This is a genomic window from Clostridium nitrophenolicum, assembly GCF_055391695.1.
Map to the genome: position 1 here is coordinate 3,819,988 of NZ_AP042469.1, position 18,952 is coordinate 3,838,939.

General features: G+C 33.8%; 15 protein-coding genes and 1 riboswitch. Of the genes, 4 read left to right on the top strand and 11 right to left on the bottom strand.

The genetic code is table 11. The annotated features are described in order from the left end of the window. Nucleotides 1-14: 14 nt before the first annotated feature. The 7 genes from ACZ5N4_RS18125 to ACZ5N4_RS18155 all read right to left on the bottom strand — a co-directional run bounded on the left by ACZ5N4_RS18125 (nt 15) and on the right by ACZ5N4_RS18155 (nt 8,799). Nucleotides 15-1,511 carry a HAMP domain-containing sensor histidine kinase gene (locus ACZ5N4_RS18125; protein ID WP_464203908.1) on the bottom strand — a complete coding sequence of 499 codons (1,497 nt, stop codon included), beginning with the start codon at nt 1,509-1,511 and terminating at the stop codon, nt 15-17. Next, nucleotides 1,508-2,188 (bottom strand): response regulator transcription factor, encoded by a 681-nt coding sequence (locus tag ACZ5N4_RS18130; RefSeq protein WP_464203909.1) that lies wholly within the window; start codon nt 2,186-2,188, stop codon nt 1,508-1,510. The genes ACZ5N4_RS18125 and ACZ5N4_RS18130 overlap by 4 nt, the downstream gene beginning before the upstream one ends. 157 nt (nt 2,189-2,345) lie before the next feature. Further along, nucleotides 2,346-4,613 carry a glycosyltransferase family 39 protein gene (locus tag ACZ5N4_RS18135; protein ID WP_464203910.1) on the bottom strand — a complete coding sequence of 756 codons (2,268 nt, stop codon included), beginning with the start codon at nt 4,611-4,613 and terminating at the stop codon, nt 2,346-2,348. 73 nt (nt 4,614-4,686) lie between these two features. Further along, a complete protein-coding gene (locus ACZ5N4_RS18140) occupies nt 4,687-5,106 on the bottom strand; it encodes a GtrA family protein (RefSeq protein ID WP_464203911.1) in 420 nt (139 codons plus the stop codon). Then, a complete protein-coding gene (locus ACZ5N4_RS18145; protein WP_464203912.1) occupies nt 5,090-6,058 on the bottom strand; it encodes a glycosyltransferase family 2 protein in 969 nt (322 codons plus the stop codon). Before ACZ5N4_RS18145 ends, ACZ5N4_RS18140 begins: the two co-directional genes overlap by 17 nt. A 353-nt stretch (nt 6,059-6,411) precedes the next feature. Continuing rightward, nucleotides 6,412-7,587 (bottom strand): phosphoribosylaminoimidazolecarboxamide formyltransferase, encoded by a 1,176-nt coding sequence (locus ACZ5N4_RS18150; protein WP_464203913.1) that lies wholly within the window; start codon nt 7,585-7,587, stop codon nt 6,412-6,414. 51 nt (nt 7,588-7,638) lie between these two features. Further along, nucleotides 7,639-7,720: riboswitch (ZMP/ZTP riboswitch) on the bottom strand. Nucleotides 7,721-7,833: 113 nt separating this feature from the next. Beyond that, nucleotides 7,834-8,799: a tRNA dihydrouridine synthase gene (locus tag ACZ5N4_RS18155; protein WP_464203914.1), complete on the bottom strand. Its 966-nt coding sequence runs from the start codon at nt 8,797-8,799 to the stop codon at nt 7,834-7,836. A gap of 249 nt (nt 8,800-9,048) precedes the next feature. Here ACZ5N4_RS18155 and ACZ5N4_RS18160 point away from each other — a divergent pair, with 249 nt between their 5' ends. Together ACZ5N4_RS18160 and ACZ5N4_RS18165 are read left to right on the top strand one after the other, a co-directional pair. After that, nucleotides 9,049-9,504 (top strand): LGFP repeat-containing protein, encoded by a 456-nt coding sequence (locus ACZ5N4_RS18160; protein ID WP_464203915.1) that lies wholly within the window; start codon nt 9,049-9,051, stop codon nt 9,502-9,504. Between the two features lie 63 nt (nt 9,505-9,567). Beyond that, nucleotides 9,568-10,494, top strand: coding sequence for an LGFP repeat-containing protein (locus ACZ5N4_RS18165; protein ID WP_464203916.1), 927 nt, complete (start codon nt 9,568-9,570; stop codon nt 10,492-10,494). Here the strand turns inward: ACZ5N4_RS18165 and ACZ5N4_RS18170 are convergent. Then, the gene (locus ACZ5N4_RS18170; RefSeq protein WP_464203917.1) at nt 10,462-10,737 is read right to left on the bottom strand and encodes a hypothetical protein; all 276 of its coding nucleotides are present in this window, start codon (nt 10,735-10,737) and stop codon (nt 10,462-10,464) included. The two genes, ACZ5N4_RS18165 and ACZ5N4_RS18170, sit on opposite strands and share 33 nt — an antisense overlap. Before the next feature lie 427 nt (nt 10,738-11,164). Here ACZ5N4_RS18170 and ACZ5N4_RS18175 point away from each other — a divergent pair, with 427 nt between their 5' ends. Further along, the gene (locus ACZ5N4_RS18175) at nt 11,165-11,713 is read left to right on the top strand and encodes a LysM peptidoglycan-binding domain-containing protein (protein WP_464203918.1); all 549 of its coding nucleotides are present in this window, start codon (nt 11,165-11,167) and stop codon (nt 11,711-11,713) included. A 112-nt stretch (nt 11,714-11,825) separates the two neighbouring features. Next, entirely contained in the window at nt 11,826-12,983 is a 1,158-nt protein-coding gene (locus ACZ5N4_RS18180; RefSeq protein ID WP_464203919.1) for an LGFP repeat-containing protein, read from the top strand. 236 nt (nt 12,984-13,219) lie between these two features. Here the strand turns inward: ACZ5N4_RS18180 and ACZ5N4_RS18185 are convergent, their stop codons facing one another. From ACZ5N4_RS18185 to nifJ, 3 genes are all read right to left on the bottom strand, one after another. Beyond that, nucleotides 13,220-14,131 (bottom strand): nucleoside hydrolase, encoded by a 912-nt coding sequence (locus ACZ5N4_RS18185; protein WP_464203920.1) that lies wholly within the window; start codon nt 14,129-14,131, stop codon nt 13,220-13,222. A gap of 70 nt (nt 14,132-14,201) precedes the next feature. After that, the gene (locus ACZ5N4_RS18190; RefSeq protein WP_464203921.1) at nt 14,202-14,978 is read right to left on the bottom strand and encodes a class I SAM-dependent methyltransferase; all 777 of its coding nucleotides are present in this window, start codon (nt 14,976-14,978) and stop codon (nt 14,202-14,204) included. Between the two features lie 247 nt (nt 14,979-15,225). Then, nucleotides 15,226-18,756 carry a pyruvate:ferredoxin (flavodoxin) oxidoreductase gene (gene nifJ / locus ACZ5N4_RS18195; protein WP_464203922.1) on the bottom strand — a complete coding sequence of 1,177 codons (3,531 nt, stop codon included), beginning with the start codon at nt 18,754-18,756 and terminating at the stop codon, nt 15,226-15,228. Nucleotides 18,757-18,952: the final 196 nt, after the last annotated feature.

Sequence of the window (18,952 nt, forward strand, 5' to 3'; positions counted from 1 at the left end):
TTCTCTTTACAATCTTAAGTAACCTCTTGCACTTTGTCTACTTCAAACCAGAAAGTTACTCCTCCCTCGCTATTTTCTACACCATAGGAATTATTGTGAAGATCTTGAATAGCTTTTACTATAGAAAGTCCAAGTCCGTATCCTCCATAGGCTCTTGTTCTAGCTTTATCTACTTTATAGAAACTATTCCACAATTTTTCCAAGGATTCTTCTGGAATGTGCTTTCCAGTATTGAATACATATACTCTTATCTTATCATTTTTAATCATTTTGCCTACTTTTATAATCTTATCGCCATCTATATGATTAATTGCATTATTAATATAATTCGTAAGTATTTGCTCAATTCTTACCATGTCTCCATAGGCAATATCATTTTCACCAATATCAAATTCTATTTCGATGTTTTTTTCATCAAATACAGCTTTGTATTTATTAAGCACATATTCTATTAAAGATGTTAGATTAAATTCTGTTTTTTCGATTTGAAAATATCCTGATTCAATTTGAGAAAGATTTAATAAATCCTTTACTAGCTTATTCATTTTATCCGTTTCATTCATTATAACATCGCAGTAAAACCTTCTATCCTCTTCACTTTCAGCAACATTGCTAGTTAGTCCTTCCGCATATCCTTGTATTACTGCCAGAGGAGTTCTTAACTCATGTGAAACACTGGATATAAACTCTTTTCGCATCTCATCTATTTTTCTTTCTTTCTCAATGTCTTCCTCAAGTTTTTTATTTTTTATATTTAACTCTGTAATTACTCTATCTAGTTCACCAGATAAATAGTTAATACTTTGGCCAAGCTGACCAATCTCGTCTTTATCTTTTATACTGCATTTTTTAGTAAAATCAAATTTAGCCATGTCCTGGGCAATATTGTTTAACTCTAATATTGGTTTTGTAAATTTTCTTGAAAATAAATATACCCACATACTTCCAAAAATCATAATTATAATACCTGTAATAATTATAAATCTATTTGCAATATCCACATTTTCTCTTATTGAAACTATAGGTACTCTTATAGAAAGTATGCCTCCATTACTTAACTTTGTTGTAACAGCAAAGAAATCTATTTTCATTTTAGTATCGCTTCGAGTTTCGTAGGTGTACTTCCCCTCTGTATACTCCGTAACTTTATCATTTTCAGGTGGATGATCTAATGGAGGTTTCAACATCTGTTTATCTTGCTTATTATTTATTATATTTTTTCCCTCAAAGGGTCTGCGAGAAGAATTGTATATTGGATTTCCATCCTTATCACGTATCTCAATAGTACTTCCAATTATATTAGCTGTTCTATCTAATTCATCCTGTATATCCTTTACGTCCTCCCTGTAAATACTCGCAATATGCTTTGCAGTATCTGTAAGTATTTTTTTCTTTTTGTTTATATAGTACTGCTCAAGATATAAAGTATTCAGCATCCATAAAAGGAAAATAAAAAATATTAGCAAGAATGTTATAGAGATAAAAAGTTTTGATCTTATAGATTTCTTCATTTTTCAACCTCAAACCTATATCCATATCCACGTATAGTATGTACATAGTTACTTTTTGAGTCTAATTTTATTCTTAATCTATTTATATGAGTGTCAACTGTTCTTAAATCTCCATAATAATCATATCCCCATACTTTATCCAGTATCTGTTCTCTACTTAGCGCCTTTCCGTAATTCTCAGTAAGATATATTAATAAGTCGTACTCCTTTGGGCTTAAATCCACTGTATATCCCTCAATAGTTACTTGATGTGCATTATGATCTATTGTTAATCCATTAAATTCCTTAGAATCATTATTTTCTATAGATTCAGCTCTTCTCAATATAGCATTTACTCTTGCTATTAATATATTAGGGCTAAAGGGTTTTGCAATATATTCATCTGCTCCAATATCTAAACCAAATATTTCATCAAATTCTTCTCCTCTTGCAGTTAACATCATGATTGGAATTCTAGACTTTTTTCTTATCTCTCTACATACAGTCCAACCATCATATTCTGGAAGCATCACATCAAGAATTACTAAATCTATATCTTCCTCATTAGAAAACACCTCTAATGCCTTACGCCCATCTTCTGCTTCAATAGTACTGTATCCTTCTTTCTTAAGAAAATCTGTTACAAGCTTTCTTATTAGCGGTTCATCATCAACTACTAGTATCTTTTTGCCCTTCATAATATACCTCCGAAAAATGTTACTATCTATATTATAAAGTATTTTTGTTACAACTTTGTCACAATTATATCACTTAACCAACACCCCTGCAAAACTATATAAGTTTAAATCTCTATCAATTAGTAACAGAATTTAAACTTATATAGTTTTAAGATCATTAATTTTTTACTGAATTTTTCAAATCATATAATTGTCCTGAATTACCTCCACCAGGTCCACCAAAATTCTGTCTTCCTAAATTAGAATTTTGGCTAGCTCCCTTATCTGAACCTTTAGTTTGTGAATTTGAGGTAACATTATTACTAGAATCCTTCCATTCACTTTCTGGAACGATAGTACCATTTTTTTGAACCCAACTCATAATGTCCTCATCAGAGCCTCTTCCGCCCATGCCTCCTGTGAGTACATACCTTACTTCACCTTTCTTAACTAGCTCTTTAAATTGATCTAAAGTAAGTATTTTGTCAGATCCTGAAAAACCACCAAGGGCCATTACAGACTCACCAGTATTAACTATTATATCTTGTGCACTGCCAGCAGATGAAACTACAAGTAGATATTTTTCATTTGTTTTGTGGCTTTTTAGGAATTCTGCTAATTTTGTATTGCTGCTATTGAAGCCATTGCCTCCACCAAAGTTATTTCTCTGTTCGCTGGAAAGAAGCTCTAGTCCAGCTGAAGGCGTAACTGCACTTAACTTATGTGATATAGGGGTACTTGCACCAATAAGTGGAGTTACTAAAGCTCCTATTAGAGCAATACTTACCAATGCCTTACTTAACTTCATATTCTTATTTTTATTTAGATCAGCGTTGTTATCTTCAGTAATGTATTTTTTCACTTTTACTACATTTATTATATTCCTTATAGCAAGTGCAGCTGAAGCTGCAAAGCACAGAATTAATGATGCTATGATTATACTCCTTATAGTAGTAGATATACTATTATAGAAATAGGATAGCATTAATAATTGTGTCAATCCTTCTAATATAAAGGATGCTGGTAAAATCCAAGACTTCCAACCACCTTCTTTGTGCAATTCACACATTGCTGTAATTCCTATTCCTGTTAAGGCAGCAATTGGTGGTGCCATCATAGTTAAATAGTATGGGTGGAACAATCCTTTTGTGAAACTAAAGTATATAAATTCAGGTACTAGCCAAACGCTCCATAATACTAACGCCAACTTTCTTTTATTATCAAAAGGAAATTTTAATTTTTCTTTTATTATTGCTGCTGTAAAGCCCAATATAGCAAGTGGCAAGAACCAAACTATTTGATCCGATAAAACATTTCTAGAAAATAATCTTGTTATTCCTGCTGGTGTTTCTCCTCCAAAAGATCCTGCCAGTCCACCTTGACCTCCTCTTGACCCGTTGCCAGGACCTCCTCCGCCAGGTGGCTGCATATTTCCATTGCCTTGTCCTGGTCCCATTCCGCTTTGACCTTGCCCATCTCTATTTGAAAAGTTTCCTGGCGCACCTTGTCCTTGATTACCATCTTGAGAACCTGATGGCATTCCTTGACCTGGATTTTCTTGTGTCGCACTGGAAGTTGCATCAACACCCTCTTTAGATTGATTTTGTCCTTCTCTCATTTGTCCATCCATTTGTCCTCTGCCACCGGCAGTTCTATTTCCGCCAATAATTCTTTCTAGTCCGTTGTGTCCTAGTATAAGTTCCTTAACTGTATTATTAGTACTACTTCCTACAAAAGGTCTATTTGCTGCAGGCACTGAATCCACAATTAAGGCCCAGGAGAAGGATATCGCTAATAGAACAACTGTTGCGGAAGCAAGATGTATTATTCTTTTTTTGATAGATGCTGCTGAAGAAAGAAGATATGTTATATATAAGGCTGGTGCTACCATATAAGCCTGCAGCATTTTTATATTAAAGCCAACTCCCACGAGAGCTAAACTTATTATAAGATACTTGACTTTTCCTTTTTCTGCTGCTATAGAAAGAGCCCCGCAAGCAAATAGTAGAGTTACCACAAGTAAGTTGTCTATCGTATTACTTCTGCTTGCTGCTACGAACGCTGGGGTCACAGCAAGGCATAATGCCGAAATCAAACCTGCTGCGGTTCCAAAGGATCTCTTGACAAGATAATATATAAGCCAAACTGAAATCACTCCAGCAAGAGCCTGTGGTAAAAGTATACTCCACCCACTAAAGCCAAATATTTTAGCTGATATAGTTTGTATCCAAAATCCTACTGGCGGTTTGTCAATAGTTACAAATCCAGCTGGGTCAAAGGACACAAAAAAGAAATTTTTAAAACTCATGAGCATGCTCTTTACACCAGCAGCATAATACCCATTTGCATATCCCTCTATACTTATATTTGCAAAATTTAATATTGCAGATAATATTAAAATCAGTGACAATCCTAAAGTTTCTTTTGTGAATTTTACTTTTTTCATTTTTATCGCCTCCCTTATAAAGTTTCCTTTATTTATCCAATTTTAAATAACCTCTATAAAATTCAATACCTACCTATTTGAATACCCATAACTTATATCCAAGAAAATTTGTTATTTGAGCTATAAATGTTACAATTATTTTTGCTGCATACACATTAATGCCAGAGTTTTTTATTAAAAGTTTCATAAATATTATTGTAACTGCCAGTGAAATTAAATTAATTACAATAAATTGAAATAATTCACGAGCTGTCTTCTTATTTGCATTTCTATCTCCAAATGTCCAATTCTTGTTAAATACAAAGCTATTTATAACTCCAAAGCTATATCCTACTATCTGGCATATTGCATAATTTACTTCGAACAAACTATGAAATATTGTAAATACAGCAAAATCCATAAGAGTATTTAATACTCCAATAATAGAAAAACGACTTAAGTTTTTGAATTTTCCATTTAAAACATAATTGGTTACTCTAATTACTAACTTCATATTTCTTATCAACTCTCTTATAATTTATAGTGCTGTCAATTATATAAATGGGCCTTCCTTTACTTTCATCAAAAATTCTTCCAATATATTGCCCCATTATACCTATACTTCCAAGAGTCATGCCAAACATCATTACATTCATCGCTAAAATTAATCCAAAGTTGATTACCTCTGCCCTATTAATCATGTCTTTTATAATAACAACAATAGTTGCAATTACTCCTATTAAGAAAGTTAATCCTCCAAAATACCCAGCAATCACTAGTGGTTTGTAAGAAAATGACGTTATACCATCAAAAGCCAGCTTCATCATTTTTTTAAAAGGGTATTTAGTTTCACCTGCAAATCTTTCTTGTCTAACAAATTCCACAGAGGTTTGCTTATACCCAACCCAACTTACAAGTCCTCTCACGTATCTATTTTTTTCAGGAAGTGCTATTAGAGCATCACATACCTTTCGATCTATGAGCCTAAAATCTCCTGTGTCCACTGGAATGTTAACTGTAGTCATACTTTTTAGTACTCTATAAAATAATTTAGCAGTAATTTTTTTAAAAAGTGTCTCTCCTTCCCTTTTTATTCTTTTACCATAAACAACCTCATAGCCTTTCTTCCACTCTTCAATCATTTTAAGAATGACTTCTGGCGGATCTTGAAGATCAGCATCTATTACAATAACTGCATCTCCTAAAGCTAAATCCATTCCTGCTGTTATGGCGGCTTGATGTCCAAAGTTTCGAGAAAAATTAATAAGTTTTATTTTTTCATCGTTTTTGCATATTTCTTCTACTTTATCTCTTGTCTTATCCTTACTTCCATCATTTACAAATATAATTTCATAATTATCTTCAGCACAATCCATAACCTTTTTTAATCTTTTATAGCTTTCACCGATAACAAGTTCCTCATTATACAAAGGCACTATTACGGAATAAACTGTGCTATTACTCATTTACCTCACCTCAATTACTTATATTTACACTCAATACTGCCTTTCAGTATCAAACTTATATTTGTATTTTAGTCTTGAATTGTTACAGTTTCTTTACAGCAAAATCACAACTTAACTACATTTTCATATTCTTACTGTTAATTTTTTGCACATAAAAACTGCCGGTAAATAGTATTTACTAGCAGTTTAAAGCAATAATTTATCCGATGACTTACCCGCTCTAATACTCCCATCTTCTTCAAGTGGGAGTAAAGAGCGGCTATGTCCCTGGATAACGACTTCTAAGCTTCAGATGGAGTTAAAACTCCACCTGAAGCTTAGAATTCTGTTTATAATTCTTAAAGTCTTTGATTTTAATGATGGAATAGCCTTAGTCCAGAATAAACCATAGCAATATCATATTCATTACATGCATCTATTACTATATCGTCTCTTACTGATCCACCAGGTTGAACAATGTATTTTACTCCACTTTGAGCTGCTCTGTCAATGTTATCTCTAAATGGAAAAAATGCATCTGACCCCAATGAAACTCCAGTTAAATTGGATAACCATTCTGCCTTTTCTTCCTTCGTCAATCTATTAGGTATTTCTTTAAATACATTTCCCCATTCTTTCATTTCCATTGGAGTAATATCATCTCTAAGGTATTGATCTATAGCATTGTCTCTCTCTGGCGTTGAAATACCTTCTTTAAATGGTAGGTTAAGCACAGCAGGATGCTGTCTCAAGTACCAAATATCTGCCTTTGATCCAGCTAATCTTGTACAATGTATACGGGACTGCTGTCCTGCACCGACACCAATTACTTGTCCATCTAATACAAAACAAACAGAATTAGACTGAGTATACTTTAACGTAATCATTGATATAAGCAAATCTCGTCTCGCTTCCTCTGTAATATTTTTATTATTAGTTACTATGTTATTAAGCATATCTTTATTTGCTAAAATGTCATTTCTCTTCTGTTCAAAGGTTATTCCATAAATTTTTCTTGTTTCTATCTCTTCTGGTTCGTAATCCCAATCCATTTGGATTATACAATAGTCACCTTTTTTCTTCTTCTTCAAAAGCTCTAGAGCTTCATCTGTATATCCTGCTGCAATTATTCCATCTGAAACAGATCTACTCAAAATTGTAGCAGTAGGTAAATCAACAACATCGCTTATTGCCGCCCAATCACCAAAGGAAGACATTCTATCTGCCCCCCTTGCCCTTGCATAAGCAGCAGCGACAGAAGTTAACTCTATGTCCTCAACAAAATATGACTTTTTCAATACATTGCTTAAAGGCACTCCTACTGCAGCACCTGCTGGACTTACATGCTTAAAAGATGCTGCAGCTGGAAGCTTCGTTGCTTGTTTTAATTCCTTTACTAACTGCCATGAGTTAAAAGCATCCATAAAATTGATATAACCTGGATTTCCGTTTAAAATTTTAAAAGGTAATTTTTCGCCTTTTGTATAAACTCTAGCTGGCTTTTGATGAGGATTACATCCATACTTAAGTACAATTTCAAAATCTTTCATAAAAACAACCTCCAAAAATAAATTAAAACAAAAAAACCGCCTGGATAAATTCATATTTACCCAGGCGGTCGATATTCTTCTTCAATCATGCTCCCTATGGTGAACTCCATTTCCGCCAGTTACATGATCCTTTTTATTCTTTTTTATTTAAGTATATCTTATAGATATAGTGTAGTCAATAATAAAAGAGTCTCTGTCTCCTTATCCTTTGGACAATTTAAGTAAAACATAATTACACTATATAATTTAATATTGATTGTAAAATAATCCAGCCCCTTCTATGATTTCCTGTTCTGCAAATAAACTTAACACAGCTGCATTATAATCACTTAACTTTTGTGACTTCTTTATTTTTTTAACATATTTTTTATTATCTGAGAAAATGTAAATCATATAACCCCATAGTTCTTTCATTCTAAACATTGCATTTTTCTCTTCATTATATACTTCTATGTATGTATTTAAAATTTCATCATGAAAATCTTTTAAAACTTTTTTATCTAAATTAGTATTATTTTTTATGGAATCCATTAACCCCGGATTGGCTAGTATACCTCTCCCAAACATAACTGTTTTTAGCTCTGGAAAAGCTTTAATTAATTTATCATGATCTTCAACAGTAAAAATATCACCATTATAACATACTGGATTAGTACTTAAAGATAATGCATCTTTAAACACCTCTAAATTAGGTTTATTTCCATAAAAATCTTTTTGTGTTCTAGGATGAATAATTAATTCTTCTATAGGATATTTATTATAAATTTTTATTAACTCATAAAATTCTTCTGGACTATCTTTTCCTATTCTAGTTTTTATAGAAATTTTCATATCATCTATTTTAAATATTTCATCTAAAAACATATCCAGTTCTTCTCTTTTGGCCAGAAATCCTGATCCTCTATTTTTTGAAACAACCGTTCCAGAAGGACAGCCTAAATTTAAATTAACTTCGTTATAACCTAATTGTTGTAATTTTGTAGAAGTAGTAATAAAACCTTCTGAATCGTTAGTAAGTATTTGAGGCACTATATTCATTCCTTTATTATTTTCAGGCAAAATATCTCTTAATTCTTTAGTTTTAAGGCTTGTACTTTTATTTGGAATAATAAAAGGTGTAAAGTATTTATCAATATTACTAAAAAATTTTTCATAAGAATTTCTATATATGTATCCCGTAATTCCTTCCATTGGTGCTAAATAGTATTTCATTTAATAACTCCTTTATAAATATTCTAAAAACATTATATCAGCCTTCTTTTTTCTTATCTACTTAATATTTATGATTATGTTCAAGTTGCTGGTACAAAGACGTAAGGTTTCATGCCGCGCTTTGGTTATTCAGAAATAACCTTTATGTAGTCTAAGAATCTATTGAAAAACAAATTTCTCGGCTGGTAGTAACCTAATTAAATTTACAGAATAATATAAATTGATTAATTTTAAGAGGAGATATATATAATGTTCATAAGATATCTTTACCTTAATTATTCAAACTTAGAAACATATCCTTTCCCGGAGTTAAATGATTTTGAAAGGACAATAGATTCATATAGGGTTTCGCCTATAGATACAAAGTATGGTGAATTGGGAGGTAATCAGAGTCCATTAGGACCTCCTATTGAGCCTGAGCAGCCAACTCCTGATGGTATAGGCCGTTATAGGCGTTTTAAATGTGGAAATATTTATTGGTCACCTGCTTACGGAGCTCATGAGGTACATGGAGCTATCCTTCGAGAATATGAAAAGCAGGGAGAGACAAAAAGTATGCTTGGATTTCCTATTACAGATCAGGCTGCTTTAGTTGGGGTATCAGGTGGTGTAATAAGCAATTTTCAAGGTGGAAACATCATCTATGATCCAAGTAAAGGAATTTCAGTAAGTTACAATATAAGAAGATTAAATCCCCGGAAGTAACCTAATGAAATTTGCTGAATAATATATATTGATTGATTAATTTTATAAAGGAGCTATAAACTAATGTTCATACGCTATTGCCCTTTTGTTGATGGAGTGCCAAGAGACGAAACATGTCCTTTCATTCAGTCATGTCCTTTACAAATGAGAGCAGATCTATATAGGGTTTCGCCAATAGATCAAAAATATGCCCTAATGGGAGGCGCTGCAAGTCCATTAGGATCTCCTATTGAAGGCGAGAAGCCAACTCCAGATAGAAAAGGAAAAAGTCGCAGATATAAAAAAGGTATCATTGTATGGTCGCCAGATACTACAGCTCATGCAATTTGGGGTCCAATTTATGATAAATGGTCAATGATGGGAGGATTAAGCTTCTTTGGATACCCACTTACTGATATAATACCAAGTACTGTTGGTTCCACTGCTATGTTCCAAAATGCTAACATTTATTATACTGCAACAATAGGAGCTCGTGAAGTTCATGGAGCTATTCTAGAGAGATATAAGCAGTTAGGGGAAGAAAAAGGAATATTAGGCTTTCCTGAAACAGATGAAACTCCAACATTAGATAAAGAAGGTAGATATAATAAGTTCCAACAGGGGTATATTTACTGGTCACCTAGAACCGGTACCGGTGCATGGGAATTATATGGTCCTATCCTTAAAAAATATCTTGATCTAGGAGCAGAAGGAAGTTTTCTTGGATACCCAATTTTTGGGATAAGTAAAACTTCGGACGGAAAAGGTTTGTTTTCCAATTTTCAAGGTGGAACTATTTATTTCAAGCCTCCTTATTTGGGGCCTTATGCAATACATTCACATATCATCCCGGAATATTTAAAACAGGGTGGAACGGGTGGTAAGCTTGGATTTCCTATTGCAGATGAGGCTTCCATACTTGGAGAAGCAGGTGCTGGATTAGCAACTTTTGAAGGCGGATACATCACGTATAATTCATTAACAGGAGCTACAACAGTATTTAATCAATAGTTCAGTAAAATTACTACAGAGCTTACTATAAGTAAGCTCTGTAGCAGCAATAATAAATCTTATTATATTTATTTTTCTAAAAACAAATCCCTCGGAGGTTACCACTAAAAAAATATCTATTACTTTAGTTCTAGTGGCAACACAAGGGTAAGGAATTTTTTGTCCCAATACCTCTTGGTAGCAAGTATCAGAGTATGGTTCTATATAACTAATTCTTTTAATCAAGGTTTCAAATCTTGCCATCATTATCTCATATCTTATATCTATTTATTATGCTATTAACATGTTCATCTTTCAATACTTTAGCCTTAATTTCATAGTATTGGAATTTGGATATAGAGGTCTTTCAGTAATTCTGGGAAAAATGTTGGATCACATCAAAAGGATGATATCCTATCCTCAGAATATCCTTTGTAGACGAAGTGTAGAGGCAAGTCTAAATAGCGATAACCGCCTATGGATTGAGACCCTCCACTTTTGAAATTAGTAATCAATATATAGTATGATACAGTAAAAAAAGTTGCTACATTTGTTTTTGAGTATACTTAGGTAGGTAATCATTTAAGAAGAACCCAGCAGGTTACACCTAACATCCTTCATTAACATATAATATCGTAACAGCTTTATTTGGTACTTTATGCCTAAAATAATGTAAATAGAGGTGATATCTTTGGCAAGAGTCCCTGGCCATTGTCCACGAGGCTTTACCCATTACACTGTTGGCAGAGGCGATACCATTTTTTTAATTGCTCAGCGCTTAAGAGTTGATACAGGCCTTATCATTGCTAACAATCCACACATTCCCAATCCATTACTAATCTTTCCTGGAGACATACTATGTGTACCTATAGTTGTTACACTACCATGCTGTACTATGTTAAGAACTCTGTCCCCTGCAGTTAGTGCCACAGCACTTGGCGTAGTATTATCTAGGCAATTACCAGCTGGCGAACAAGGAATCAGTATTTTAGCAACAGGCTTGCCTGATCCTTCTCAATTTGGTAACTTCGATGCCTATGAAGGATTTATTACCTTCTCAGGAATTGGTAGTTTCGGCTTCATACTGTATCCTACTCCGGAAACGTCTCCTACTTGGTCACGCTCAATTACTTTAGCTAAACCTATATTATACCGTGGGGTACCTGTACAGGTAAGAACGTCAAATTCAATTACTCAAGTAACCCCACAAGTAGTATTGCAAGGAAGTCTTTGCACCTAGAAATAGTCTTGTTTACCTTAACCTTTCGAAGATTAGATAAGGATGCACCCTTTTTAATGGATAAACATACTATAATATTATGGAGTTTAATTCTAGATAAGGAGATAAATTTATGTACCATGAAACATATGGACCTGCCCCTTATTACGGACACTCTTCATTTTATTGTCCCTATTACAGACAATCTTCATCTTATTGTCCCTACTGTTATCCTGAACTCTATGTTTGTCCCTACTTAAATCAAACTCGTTTTCCCGACCCATTAATTAAATATTTTAATCCTGAGAAACCACTTTCAGAACAACCCATTGGTAAACCTTATAAACCACCCGAAGTTTTAGATATTGATAAAGCGGTAAGAAAAACAATTCAAGCAAAATACACTTCCTTGAAAGCTGCACCGCAAAAGTTAGGTAAAGCTGTCTCTGGGGTAGAAGACATTGGTAATGCATATCGAATCCGCTATGAGAAAGGTGCAATTTATACACAAAAGATAAACGGACCGGCTTATGTGCTTTATGGCGATACCAGTAATAAGTATTTTCAAATGGGTCATTTTGGAAGCAGACTGGGATCTCCTATCAAGGATGATGAAGAATTAAAATACGGTGAAGGAAGAGTAGCCCACTTTGAGAAGGGCGAAATCTATTGGTGGCAAGATACTGGTCCTATAGAGTTCGATCAAATTGTTTTAACCTATAAGGGCATTCACTGCTTCGGTGAGACGGACGGACCAGGTTCAGACGATGATTATGCTATAATAGGTGTAACGGCAGCTACAGGAAATCCAGATGAACCCACAGTGGCTTCAACAGTACAAACTAGACTTTACGAAGATGTTGTGAATCGTGAAACTGTGCCTGATCACATTGAACTCTACAGAGGAAAACCCTATGGCTTAACTATAAGCTTTCTTCTACTGGAACACGATCAAGGAGATCCGAAAAAGTATTATGCTGCAGTTAAGAAAAGCGTTGAAAAAGGAGCTGAAGTACTTGCTTCATATTTAACTGGTCCTGTTGCATTAGTTGCCGGGCCAGTATTAGAGGCGGTAGTACCAGCAGTGACAGATGGAATAAACAGCCTGCTTGGTACGGGAGACGATGTAATCGGGAATGTAACTATGCCTCTTAAGACTAAGGAACTGGTTCTTATGGCCACTCGTACTAAAGAATCTACTATTGGTGGTATCCGTTACAAAAAAGAAACACCACTATTAAGTGGTCATGGTGGTTCCTATAAGGGATATTTCACTTTTGATCGTGCCTAATAATAAAACAACTAAAATATATTCCAATCTTTATCAGCCTAAATGAAACATAAATTACAAAGGCGACACATTTTAGGCATCAGTTCCTAAAATGTATCGCCCTTATTAATTTCTATTGTTCGCTAACTAGAGTAAAAAATGCTCTAGCTTTATTTTTTAGCATGTACCTAAAACGGTTATTATATATTCGTGAGTTTCATTGGTGGAGGCGAGCCTCATTGCCCTTCTATCTGAGATTATATATTTACAGATTTTACAATAGTCTTTCTAAAGAATTCCCTGTTAATGTCATAGAAAACACGACAGTTAGGTTTTTTATCTGGATTATGTGTTTCATCCACATAGCTCATTCCCTGTGTAATTCCAGCCCTTGTGTCAATTTGAACATATTGATCCTTGTATTCGAACATCTCCGGATCTGAAATTGCCAATATAGCACAGGGGTCGTGAATTGCCGCATCATTATCTATATATGATGAAAGAATTTTCACTCCAATATCAGATATCGTGTTATGGAATCCCCTCATTTCATTTAACTCAATATTAGTTAGGGTCGCCTTTAATGTAACATTCAAGCCACACATCATCAGTTTAACACCGCTATTAAAAACAATATATGCAGCTTCTGGATCTACAAAATAGTTAAACTCACTGCATGGTGTTACATTTCCAAGGTTTATTCCACCGCCCATTATACTGATTGCAGCAATTTTAGATTTTACTTCTGGATAAGCTGACAGGAGTAATGCAATATTGGTTAGCGGGCCAGTAGCAGCTATATATACAGGTTCATCGCTCTCCATTAATATTTTCCTTTCAACCTCTATTGCACTCAAATCACTTAATTTTGACAATTTATCATAACTAAATATACCGGCATAACCACCTAATCCATCTGATCCATGCACATCAGTTGCAGCCAGGACATCCTTTATGAGCGGTTTTTCCGCTCCTTTTGCCACTATGCAGTTCAAACCTAATAGTCCTGCTATAAGCTGAGCATTATGAGTAGTCAGATCAATCCCTACATTCCCTGATACTGAGCAAATAGCTTTAATATCAAATTCTGGTTTTGAATGAGCTACCAGAATAGCAAAAACGTCGTCAACTCCAGGATCACAATCTATAATCAATGGATATCTTCTCATATTTACGCCTCCAATATTTTATACTAAACATATAGCTACGACACTTCCGAATTGCCTTCTTCTCTTTTCCTTATTCTTTTCTCAAAATATCTAACGTATGTGCGCTTGCTCCAAGCAAATCTGGTCTTTCACAGGTAGAAAAATGATAATTAAGAAAAAGCTGAAATGTATCTTCATCCATAGCATTCAAAACAGGTCGGATATAATTAGCATGTCCATCTGCTGCAATTAATTTTATCCTTTGCAGTCCTACTTCCTCATTTAACTTATTAATATCTTCAATTCTTACATAATCATATAAATCTTCTGGTTCCGCTATAACATGAAAATCATCAGTAAGCTTCCCATTATCAATACATGAACGAATATTATTTTCCTTAAAACCATATGTTAATACACTATATTCATTCATACAATATGCTACTAAGATAACACCGCCAACTTTCGTTACTCTTTTTGCCTCTTGCAGCGCTTTTACTTTATCCTCAAATTTATATAAATGATACATTGGTCCAAACACCAATGTCATGTCAAAAGTATTTTCTGAAAATCTTGATAAATCTAATGCTGTTCCCTGCATTGCTTTTACTGAACTTCCTTTTGACTTTAAAATACCTAAATTGTGCTTCACAAGTTCAATTGCAGTAACATCATATCCTTCATTTGCCAATTGTACAGAGTATCTGCCTGTCCCTGCACCAACATCTAAGATTTTTGCCTTCTCGTTATTTTCTAGATACTTATGAATATATTTCATAGAAGTTATATATTCAACTTGTCCATATTTTCTCGTTAATCTTTTGTCCTCACAAAATTTATTGTAGTATTTTTCTAATTCCATTGTCATATCTTTATATTCCTCTTCTGTTATTATAAATTATTAAATACAAAAATTATTCTTTGTACACTTCAAATTAATTTTTTGGCAGCTTAATGTTCTCCCCACTACGCTCCCTTTACATTCTAGCAAATATTATACTATATTTCATTTAAAATATTAATTTTCTTTATAGATACTGAAATAGGCTCGGACAATACGCACTAAAAAAGAAGCCTGTGTTAAAGTCAACACAGACTTCTAAAATTTTAATTTTTTATTCTGACATAGCCTTATATTGGATGTATTTTTGTTTTGCTGCTTCTTCAGCCTCTTCGAATAATTGATCAGCAATTTCAGGGAAAGCTCTTAATAAAGATGAATATCTTACTTCTCCCATAGTAAAGTCTTTATATGATTTAGAAGGTTCCTTAGAATCTAAAATGAATGGGTTTTTACCTTCCTTTTTAAGTAGTGGGTTATATCTATATAAGTGCCAATATCCTGACTCTACAGCTTCTTTTGCTTCTAGCTGTGCATATGCCATTCCCTTTTTAATTCCGTGATTAATACATGGTGCATAAGCAATTACTAGAGATGGTCCTGGATAGCTTTCTGCTTCTTCTAGAGCTTTTATCAATTGTGTTTGATTTGCTCCCATAGCTACCTGTGCCACATAAATGTATCCATAAGTCATAGCAAGCATGCCTAAATCTTTTTTAACTGTTTTCTTACCAGAAGCTGCAAATTGAGCTACTGCACCTAAAGGTGTTGCTTTAGATGATTGTCCACCAGTATTAGAATAAACTTCTGTATCAACTACTAGAACATTTACATTTTCACCAGATGCCAATACATGGTCTAATCCGCCATATCCAATGTCATATGCCCAGCCGTCACCACCATACATCCACATGGATTTTTTAACTAAATGTTCTTTATTGCCTAATATAAACTCTAAAAGTTCCTGGCTCTCTCCTTCTAATTTAGTGTTTTCCAATGCTTTTATTAATTTTGTGCTTACATATCTAGTTTTGTCACTGTCGTCTTTATTTGCAAGCCAACCTTCTAAAGCTTCCTTAGTATCTTTGCTAATTGTATTTTCTGCTAATTTTAATAACTCTTCTACCTTAGAAGTAACTCTTTCTCTTTGTTGCTTTACAGCTAAACACATACCTAGTGAAAACTCTGCATTATTTTCAAATAATGAGTTTGACCAAGCTGGTCCATGACCTTCATGATTAGTTGTATATGGTACAGATGGACATGCTGCTCCCCAAGCTTGTGTACAACCTGTTGCATTAGCAAAGTACATTCTATCTCCAAACAACTGAGTCATTAATTTTGCATATGGAGTTTCTCCACATCCTGCACATGCTCCTGAGAATTCAAGTAATGGCTGTTCAAATTGGCTTCCTTTTACAGTAAACTTATTCATTGGATTTTCTTTTTTGCTTAATGTCATAGCATATTCCCAATTTTCCATCTCTTTTACTTGACTTTCCAATGGACTCATTGCTAATGCTTTTTCTTTAGCAGGACATGCCTGAACACAGCTTCCGCATCCTAAGCAATCTAATGGATCCACCTGTATACTAAATTGATACTTCTCAAGATCTTTACCTTTTGCTTGTACCATTTTATAGTTTTCAGGTGCATTGTTTTTCTCTTCTTCATTTAATAAGAATGGACGTATTGCAGCATGAGGACATACATAGGAACATTGATTACATTGAATACATTTTGTCATATCCCAAGTAGGTACATCAATAGCAACTCCTCTTTTTTCATACTTACTTGAACCTAGAGCTACAGTACCATCTGCAGCAGCTGCAAAGGTGCTAACTGGAAGTTCGTCTCCCTTTTGTGCATTAATAGGATTCATTACATTACGAACATACTCTGGTAATTTTTCATCCACATATGCTTGCTCATCTTTTAAGTTTGCCCACTCTGCACTAACTGTAATTTGTTTAATGCTTTCATTTCCACGATCAACTGCAGCATAATTCATATTTACAATCTTATCACCTTTATGTCCATAGGATTTTAAGATTGCATTTTTCATGTATTCGGATGCTTCCTCTGCTGGAATAATGTTTGCCAATCTGAAGAATGCAGCCTGTAAAATAGTATTAGTACGGCTTCCAAGTCCTAATTCTTTTCCAATACCAGTTGCATCAATTACATAGAACTTAATATTGTTTTGTGCCAAGTAACGTTTTACATGATTTGGTAGGTTATTTTCTACTTCCTGTTCATTCCAGCCGCAGTTAAGTAAGAAAACACCATTTGGTTTAAGTTCATTTACTATATCATATTGATTTATATAAGAAGTTTTATGACACGCAATAAAATCAGCTCTTTTTACAAGGTAACTTCCACGGATTGAATTTTTTCCAAAACGTAAATGTGATTTTGTAATTCCTCCTGATTTTTTAGTATCATATTCAAAGTATGCTTGTACATACATATCTGTATGGTCGCCTATAATTTTAATAGAGTTTTTATTTGCACCAACAGTTCCATCAGAACCAAGTCCCCAGAACTTACAGCTTATTGTTCCTTCATCACATAAATCAATGCTCTCTCCAAGCTTTAATGAATGGAAAGTTACATCATCTTCAATACCAACAGTAAAATGATTTTTAGTATCAGATGATTTCATATTTTCATAAACAGCAATTATTTGTTCTGGAGTAACATCCTTTGATGACAATCCATAACGACCTGTATATATAAGAGGCTTATTCTTTTCATTTATAAATGCTGCACATACATCTAAGTATAAAGGTTCTCCTGCTGAACCAGGTTCTTTTGTTCTGTCAAGAACTGTTATTTTCTTTACTGTATTTGGCAATTGTTTTAAGAAGTGCTCAATAGAAAATGGTCTATATAAATGAACATGTAAATAACCAGTTTTTTGTCCATTAGCATTTAAATGATCAACTACTTCTTTTGCAACTCCGCTTACAGATCCCATTGCAACGATTACATATTCTGCATCTTCTGCTCCGTAGTAATTAAATAAATGATAGTCTCTTCCTGTAATTTTATTAATCTCACCCATATACTTTTCAACAATTTCCGGTAATCTATCATAATATGGATTACATGCTTCTCTTGCTTGGAAAAATACATCTGGATTTTGTACAGTACTTCTTTGTACTGGTCTTTCTGGATTCAATGAGTTCTTTCTGAATTTATTTAATTCCTCATGATTTAGTAATTTTCCTAAATCTTCATAATCCATTACATCAATTTTTTGAATTTCATGTGAAGTTCTAAATCCATCAAAGAAATGTAAAAATGGAACATGTCCCTCAATAGCAGCCAAGTGTGCTACACCCGCTAAATCCATAACTTCTTGAACATCTGCAGTATTTAGCATAGCAAATCCTGTTTGTCTGCATGCCATAACATCTGAGTGATCTCCAAAAATAGAAAATGCATGTGTTCCAACAGTTCTAGCACTTACATGTAAAACACCTGGTTGTAATTGTCCTGACATTCTATACATAGTTGGTATCATTAGCATTAATCCTTGAGATGCTGTATAACTAGTAGCAAGTGCACCAGCTTCTAGCGTACCGTGCATTGCTCCTGCAGCACCAGCTTCTGCCTGCATTTCTACTAAACTAACCTTTTGTCCAAATAGATTCTTTTTACCATTAGCAGCCCATTCATCTACATGTTCTGCCATAGGTGAGGAAGGTGTAATCGGATAAATTGTTGCTACCTCAGTAAATGCGTAGGAGACATAAGCTGCTGCTTCATTTCCGTCCATTGTTTTTTTAATTTTAGCCATTTTATATTCTTCCCTTCTCTAATATAATTATGAAAACTATTGCTACTTTTCATTTTTAGATGCTGCTTCTTCGCCAAATATTTATCTATATTTAGTCGCTACCTTTGTAGCCTCTATTTATAGAATAGGTTTTCATATTGTTTTTGTCAAGAATTTAATGATATACTTATTTTTAAATGACAGCTTTTTTGGGGAG

Excerpts from the sequence above, each read along its gene's own strand:
- ACZ5N4_RS18155 (WP_464203914.1), bottom strand. The coding sequence starts at position 8,799 with ATGAAATACTATTTAGCACCAATGGAAGGAATTACGGGATACATATAT.
- ACZ5N4_RS18160 (WP_464203915.1), top strand. The coding sequence starts at position 9,049 with ATGTTCATAAGATATCTTTACCTTAATTATTCAAACTTAGAAACATAT.
- ACZ5N4_RS18165 (WP_464203916.1), top strand. The coding sequence starts at position 9,568 with ATGTTCATACGCTATTGCCCTTTTGTTGATGGAGTGCCAAGAGACGAA.
- nifJ (WP_464203922.1), bottom strand. The coding sequence starts at position 18,756 with ATGGCTAAAATTAAAAAAACAATGGACGGAAATGAAGCAGCAGCTTAT.
- ACZ5N4_RS18170 (WP_464203917.1), bottom strand. The coding sequence starts at position 10,737 with ATGGCAAGATTTGAAACCTTGATTAAAAGAATTAGTTATATAGAACCA.
- ACZ5N4_RS18190 (WP_464203921.1), bottom strand. The coding sequence starts at position 14,978 with ATGACAATGGAATTAGAAAAATACTACAATAAATTTTGTGAGGACAAA.
- ACZ5N4_RS18140 (WP_464203911.1), bottom strand. The coding sequence starts at position 5,106 with ATGAAGTTAGTAATTAGAGTAACCAATTATGTTTTAAATGGAAAATTC.
- ACZ5N4_RS18185 (WP_464203920.1), bottom strand. The coding sequence starts at position 14,131 with ATGAGAAGATATCCATTGATTATAGATTGTGATCCTGGAGTTGACGAC.
- ACZ5N4_RS18180 (WP_464203919.1), top strand. The coding sequence starts at position 11,826 with ATGTACCATGAAACATATGGACCTGCCCCTTATTACGGACACTCTTCA.
- ACZ5N4_RS18135 (WP_464203910.1), bottom strand. The coding sequence starts at position 4,613 with ATGAAAAAAGTAAAATTCACAAAAGAAACTTTAGGATTGTCACTGATT.
- ACZ5N4_RS18145 (WP_464203912.1), bottom strand. The coding sequence starts at position 6,058 with ATGAGTAATAGCACAGTTTATTCCGTAATAGTGCCTTTGTATAATGAG.
- ACZ5N4_RS18150 (WP_464203913.1), bottom strand. The coding sequence starts at position 7,587 with ATGAAAGATTTTGAAATTGTACTTAAGTATGGATGTAATCCTCATCAA.
- ACZ5N4_RS18125 (WP_464203908.1), bottom strand. The coding sequence starts at position 1,511 with ATGAAGAAATCTATAAGATCAAAACTTTTTATCTCTATAACATTCTTG.
- ACZ5N4_RS18130 (WP_464203909.1), bottom strand. The coding sequence starts at position 2,188 with ATGAAGGGCAAAAAGATACTAGTAGTTGATGATGAACCGCTAATAAGA.